The sequence below is a fragment of the Methylobacter sp. genome (assembly GCF_023227905.1).
GTDB lineage: Bacteria > Pseudomonadota > Gammaproteobacteria > Methylococcales > Methylomonadaceae > Methylobacter_A.
On record NZ_JALOCF010000107.1, the window covers coordinates 1 to 3,658 of the forward strand.

The 3,658-nt window shown below is 50.5% G+C and carries 6 protein-coding genes and 1 pseudogene; 3 read left to right on the forward strand and 4 right to left on the reverse strand.

The annotated features are described in order from the left end of the window. From M0R47_RS21375 to M0R47_RS21980, 4 genes are all read right to left on the reverse strand, one after another. Positions 1-443 (reverse strand): recombinase family protein (locus M0R47_RS21375; protein ID WP_292558382.1); only part of this gene is annotated, 443 nt, incomplete at its 3' end. Further along, positions 433-702, reverse strand: a complete 270-nt coding sequence (locus tag M0R47_RS21380) for a hypothetical protein (protein ID WP_292558383.1) — start codon at positions 700-702, stop codon at positions 433-435. The genes M0R47_RS21375 and M0R47_RS21380, both read right to left, overlap by 11 nt. After that, on the reverse strand, positions 699-1,166 hold the full coding sequence (locus M0R47_RS21385; RefSeq protein WP_292558384.1) for a helix-turn-helix domain-containing protein: 468 nt from the start codon (positions 1,164-1,166) through the stop codon (positions 699-701). The genes M0R47_RS21380 and M0R47_RS21385 overlap by 4 nt, the downstream gene beginning before the upstream one ends. Before the next feature lie 174 nt (positions 1,167-1,340). Next, positions 1,341-1,631 carry a DUF5372 family protein gene (locus M0R47_RS21980; RefSeq protein WP_366513267.1) on the reverse strand — a complete coding sequence of 97 codons (291 nt, stop codon included), beginning with the start codon at positions 1,629-1,631 and terminating at the stop codon, positions 1,341-1,343. Positions 1,632-1,654: 23 nt separating this feature from the next. Between M0R47_RS21980 and M0R47_RS21390 the strand changes: the two are divergent. From M0R47_RS21390 to M0R47_RS21985, 3 genes and pseudogenes are all read left to right on the forward strand, one after another. Continuing rightward, positions 1,655-2,437 (forward strand): annotated as a pseudogene (locus tag M0R47_RS21390) (IS21 family transposase); the annotation flags it as partial. 82 nt (positions 2,438-2,519) lie between these two features. Then, entirely contained in the window at positions 2,520-3,275 is a 756-nt protein-coding gene (gene istB, locus M0R47_RS21395) for an IS21-like element helper ATPase IstB (protein ID WP_292558385.1), read from the forward strand. Positions 3,276-3,338: 63 nt separating this feature from the next. After that, a partial coding sequence (locus tag M0R47_RS21985) for a tyrosine-type recombinase/integrase (protein WP_366513268.1) occupies positions 3,339-3,658 on the forward strand: 320 nt, incomplete at its 3' end.

Below are 3,658 nucleotides of genomic sequence, written 5' to 3' on the forward strand. Positions count from 1 at the left end.
GCTTCGCTCATGGCGCCTTTTAAGCCCAGTAAAAGACGGTCATTGAAGTAAGCAGGATCATAGACACCGTCTTCGTCCAGGATCAGCGTTTGGGTTAACGCGGCCAATTCAAGCAGGCGATGCCAGTCGGCATTATTGCGGGCCAAACGCGAGACTTCCAGACCCAGCACAATGCCGGCGTGGCTGTTTGCCACTTCAGCGACCAGGCGCTGAAAACCGTCACGATCCTCTGCACTAGCGCCGGACAGTCCCAGGTCACAATCGATAACATGAATACGCTCAATTGGCCAACCCAATGCAACGGCCCGATCACGCAACGAATATTGCCGCTTCGTGCTTTCAGTGTTTTCCAGCACTTGCCGCAACGAGGATTGACGGATGTATAAGAAGGCGTCGCGCCGTAAATGATCAGCGGTTACTTTCTGAAATCGATCAGCAGACATGGGTGTGCTCCGCATAAGTGTGCAACAGGAAATTTGCCAATAACCGAACCATCGCGTTGTTGTCGCGGGGTAATGGCAAGTTGAATGAAGCGTGCGTGACCGCTGATGTCGCGGCCGTTGTTTTGAACAGGATTTCCAGGCCAGGGAGCATCCCGTGGTAGTGCAATGCGGCCATGCCCTCGGATGGGAGTTGTTTGGCAAGAACGTTCGCACGCAGGGCCTCGTAGGTTGTGATGTACGAGGCCGCTTGCGCTGTCAACGCGCTTTCGAGTTGGGTTTTTTTTTGTGCATGATGGCACGTTCAATGCTGCGCGGGTGAATCGATAGGCCGAGCTCAGCTTCAATTTGCTGAGCCAGTGAGCGGGCATGCATCTCGCCATCGTTTGGCAAGTGTTCTTCGATGAAGGCCATAACCTCAGCGGTAAGTTTGTGCGCGCCTTTGGGTCCACGTGACCGAGGTAGTAGGCCAGCCAGACCCTCGCGAGCGAAAGCCGCTTCCGCCTGATAGAAGGTTGGCCGCGACATGCCGAACAGCGCCGCCGCCTCGACCTTGGAGACACCGTCAACCTGGACGTGACGCAGCATCTCGTATTTCGCCTGGACCATATCATTGGGGTCAAAGAATTCACCCGACAAAAACCAGGGGGCTTTGATTTGCTGGGGATTGGGATTAAGCATTCCCAAGCGACGCAAGCGTTCAAGTTTCGGTTCAGTTTTTGACATAGTGATAGGTTAAGCGGCCTTACTGTAATTAAATATATGCCGTCATTAACAAACATGTCAAGCAAGCTGATAGCTAGAGTGATTAATATTCCGTGATAAATAGCAATTAATAGCTGATATTTTTGTTCTAAATTGGCGCATGCGGCATATTTAGCCTTACATGTGCGGCAAAATTTACTTAACACTTAGGCCTCCTACTATTTCATCCATTATGCTTGACAAGCGGAGAAGGTCATCAGTGCGGAACCAGGACCGACCTGCTGAAGCTTGGGCAAACAGATCCTGCTCCGGGACATCCGTCCACGATGCCAACATTGAGCATAGTCGGCCTTCGGCGTCGTAAAACATCACCCGGTCTTCTCCCCAGTTCTGTCGTCGCGTCGTCAATATGAAACGCATTCCCCGCCTCGGGTGAAAGGGATGGGTGATCTCAAAAGTTTTGCTTTCGGGTGTAACAACGTCCACATGACAGACAGTTGGTGACTTAGGATAAAGCCAAAGCCGAGGCCGGTGTTCAGCTGGTTGAGCGCTGGATTATGGCTAAACTCCGCCATCAAACCTTCTTCTCCTTGGCAGAGTTGAATCACTGTATCCGCGCCTTATTGATCGAACTCAATCAAAAACCCTTCAAGCAAATGCCAGGCAGTCGTCAGCAGTGGTTTGAAACGCTGGATCGACCGGCGCTATCACCGTTACCGAAGTACGCCTATCAATACACGGACATCAAAACCGCCCGCGTTAATATCGATTATCACCTGATCTACGACCAACACCTCTACTCAGTACCGCATCACTGTGTGGGTGAACAGGTTGAGCTGCATGCCGGTGACAAACTGATTGAGGTCTATTTTCACCACCAACGCATCGCTACCCATGTTCGAAAGTTCTATCCAGGCATAACCACAGAGCCAGGGCACATGCCGGAACAGCATGCTCAGCATCAGCAGTGGACGCCAGGACGGTTAATGAACTGGGCGCAATCCATAGGGCCTGAGGTGCTGGTGTGGGTGAAGGGGCAGTTGCACCGCAGAGAGCATCCAGAGCAGGCTTACCGCGTCTGCCTGGGCTTATTGAGCCTCAATCGAAGCTATGCCTCTGAGCGTTTAAATAAAGCTTGTGCGATCGCCAACAAAGAATCCCTGTTCCGCTTAAAAAACGTCAAAGCCATTTTGGTAAGCAACAGGGATAAGCTGCCTGACACAGCGCCGGTGCAGCTTTCGTTATTGCCTCAGGATCATGTCAATATTCGTGGTGCAAAGAGTTTCCACTAAGCCCTAACGCGTTGAGCAAGCAGGGTTTACAGAAGACTCTGCTTGCTCGCACTTTTTTAAAAGCTAATTACAGGACATTAACATGATTGAAACCACCCTCAGCCAACTACGCCAATTGAAATTAACCGGCATGGCCTCTGCGCTGCAAACCCAACTGGATCAACCAGGCACGTATGAGGGTTTAGCTTTTGCCGAACGACTGCAACTCTTAGTCGATCACGAAGACCAGGAGCGTAATCAGCGTAAACAGGATCGCTTGACACGCGCCGCACAATTCAAACTGAAGGCTCATGCCAAAGACATTGATTATCAGAGCGGTAGAGGCTTGCAACAGTCCCAAATGGCATCGTTATTAATGTGTGACTGGTTAAAAAAAGCCCAGAACCTGTTGTTAACTGGCCCCTGCGGAACAGGCAAAACCTATATTGCTTGCGCACTCGGCCATCAAGCCTGTCTGAAAGGTTACAGCGTCAGATATTACCGGCTTCCGCGCCTCATACTCGCATTGACACAGGCCAAGGCGGATGGCAGTTACAGTAAATTGCTAAAAGCCATCGCCAGTCTGGATTTGCTGATCATTGATGATTGGGGATTAGAGCCTTTAAATGCCGCCACCCGAAATGACTTGCTGGAAATAATGGATGATCGCTATCAACAATCCGCAACCATCATGATCAGTCAGCTACCGACCGAACAATGGTATGACGTTATTGGTGATAATACCTTAGCCGATGCTATTTTGGATCGGCTGATGCACAACGCCCACCGGATGAATTTACAAGGAGAAAATATGCGAAAAAAAATGAATTCCTTGACCCAAGTTGAACACTTAGAGTAAAAATTAACTTCCACCGATGCGTTAGGTTTTAGGTGTTCAAGTTCGGCCAGAATCAGTGTTCAAATTAATCAGAATACGCAAGGCAAGGGACGAAAGCAACGCACGACACCTTTATGGAAAAGTACGATTCAGGAAATCCGGGCTTGGCTGGTACGCAATCCCTCACTGAGGGAAGATGCTGCATTGCTGCCAAACAGGGACGGTCATGCCATGACGCGTTGCAACGTTACTCAGCGCCTCAACATCGCCGTGGCACAGGCAGCCAAGGTGCATAGCAGTCTCGCCAAGCGGAGCATCTCGCCGCATACCATTAGGCATACGACAGCAATGCATCTACTTCAATCGGGTGTCGCATTTAGCGTAATTGCTTTGTGGTTGGGACA

Bases quoted from the DNA above. Each gene is read 5' to 3' on its own strand.
- M0R47_RS21385 (WP_292558384.1), bottom strand. From the start codon at position 1,166: ATGTCAAAAACTGAACCGAAACTTGAACGCTTGCGTCGCTTGGGAATG.
- istB (WP_292558385.1), top strand. From the start codon at position 2,520: ATGATTGAAACCACCCTCAGCCAACTACGCCAATTGAAATTAACCGGC.